This is a genomic window from Brevundimonas sp. (genome assembly GCF_032107865.1).
In the GTDB taxonomy this organism is placed as follows: domain Bacteria; phylum Pseudomonadota; class Alphaproteobacteria; order Caulobacterales; family Caulobacteraceae; genus Brevundimonas.
In genome coordinates this window covers 1-1,916 of sequence record NZ_DAMCNG010000333.1, presented here as the reverse complement: position 1 = coordinate 1,916, position 1,916 = coordinate 1, and the positions used below count along the sequence as shown (strand labels likewise).

3 protein-coding genes are annotated in these 1,916 nt (G+C 69.6%); all 3 read left to right on the top strand.

All coding sequences use genetic code 11. The features are described from left to right. Positions 1–475 (top strand): IMP dehydrogenase (locus tag RT567_RS16360; RefSeq protein ID WP_313577259.1); only part of this gene is annotated, 475 nt, incomplete at its 5' end. A gap of 65 nt (positions 476–540) precedes the next feature. Next, entirely contained in the window at positions 541–939 is a 399-nt protein-coding gene (locus RT567_RS16355) for an MAPEG family protein (protein ID WP_313577258.1), read from the top strand. A gap of 1 nt (position 940) precedes the next feature. Continuing rightward, a partial coding sequence (locus RT567_RS16350) for an RsmB/NOP family class I SAM-dependent RNA methyltransferase (RefSeq protein ID WP_313577257.1) occupies positions 941–1,916 on the top strand: 976 nt, incomplete at its 3' end.

Genomic DNA, 1,916 nt, shown 5'->3' with positions numbered 1-1,916 from the left:
CACGGGCGCCTCGGTCATCGCCGACGGCGGCATCAAGTTCTCGGGCGATCTGGCCAAGGCCATCGCGGCGGGCGCCAATGTCGCCATGATGGGCTCGATGTTCGCGGGCACGGACGAAAGCCCCGGCGAGGTCTTCCTGTATCAGGGCCGGTCCTACAAGTCGTATCGCGGCATGGGCTCGGTGGGCGCCATGGCGCGCGGCTCGGCCGACCGCTACTTCCAGAAGGAAGTCTCGTCCGAGAAGCTGGTCCCCGAAGGCATCGAGGGCCAGACCGCCTACAAGGGGCCGATCGCCCCGGTGGTGCATCAGTTGGTCGGCGGCCTGCGCGCCTCCATGGGCTATGTCGGCGGCGCCACCATCCCGGACTTCCAGGAGCGCGCGCGTTTCGTCCGCATCACCAATGCGGGCCTTCGTGAAAGCCACGTCCACGACGTGATGATCACGCGCGAGGCGCCCAACTATCGTCAGGGCTGACCTGATCCGCTCCCGGCCCCGGCCGGGAGCGGTTTTGTTTTAGGCTTGCAGAACAGGAGACGGGCGTGACGATCGAACTCACCTATCTGGCGGCGACGCTGGTGCTGGCCCTGGTGCAAATCATGGCGCCGGCCGCCGCGCGTGACCTGAAGTTCGGTCTGAAGTGGGGGTTCGGAACGCGAGACCACACGCCCGGAACGACCGGCCCCGTGGTCGCGCGTCTGGACCGCGCCCAGGCCAATCTGTTCGAGACCCTGCCGCTGTTCATCGGCGCCGTGCTGATCGCGCACGTCGCCGATCGGACCGGCGCGCTGACGGCCTGGGGCGCGGCCCTCTACTTCTGGGCGCGCGTCGCCTATATCCCGCTGTACGCCCTGGGCGTTCCCTATATCCGGTCGCTGGTCTGGCTGGTCTCGCTTGCGGGACTGGCGCTGTGCCTTCTGGCCCTTTTCATCCGAGTCTGATTTGACCCCAGCCGCCCGTCTGGCCGCCGCCGCCGCCATCATCGACAGCATTTCCCAAGGCCGCCAGCCCGCCGACGCCGTGCTCAAGGCCTGGAGCCAGCAGAACCGCTATGCCGGTTCGGGTGACCGCCGCGCCATCGCCGAGCGTGTCTATCAGGTGCTGCGCGGGCGTGGTCGCCTGTCGGCCTTCATGGGCGGGCGTCAGGATGGACGCGCCCTGATCGTCGGCGCTCTGTCGGTGCTGGACGGCGCGACGCTGGAGGAGATCGAGGCCCTCTACAACGGCGAAGGCTATGGCCCGCGTCCTCTGTCCAAGCACGAGCGCGGCCGCGTCATGGCGGGCGAGGACGCGGTCGATCTGGCCGAGGTCGCCCTGCCGGATTTCGTGACGGCGGACCTGAAGGCGACCCACGGCGACCGTTGGCGTGAAGAGGTCGAGGCCCTGAGCGGCCGCGCCCCGGTGGACCTGCGGGTCAACGGTCTGCGCGCCACGATGGAAGAGGTCGAGACCGAACTGCGCGACGCGGGCCTGTCGCCCCAGCGCACCGAACTGTCGGGCTGGGGCCTGCGTCTGGACGCCGAGCCTGCGCCGAACGTGCAGCCTCTGGACGGCTTCCAGAACGGTCATTTCGAGATTCAGGACGAGGCCAGTCAGGTCGTCGGCTGGCTGTCCGGCGCCTTCCCCGGCGCGACGGTGGTGGACTATTGCGCGGGCGGCGGCGGCAAGACGCTGGGCCTGGTGCAGGCCATGCAGGGGCAGGGGTCGCTGATCGCCTGCGACGTCTCGGCCAAGCGTCTGGACAATGTGAAGCCGCGACTGGCGCGCGCGGGCGTCGAGGCTGACCTGCGCCTGCTGGGCACGAACGGCGGCGGGGTCGAGGATCTGAACGGTCAGGCCGATGTGGTGCTGGTCGACGCGCCGTGCTCGGGCTCGGGCGCCTGGCGGCGTCGGCCGGAGGACAGCTGGCGCCTGACGG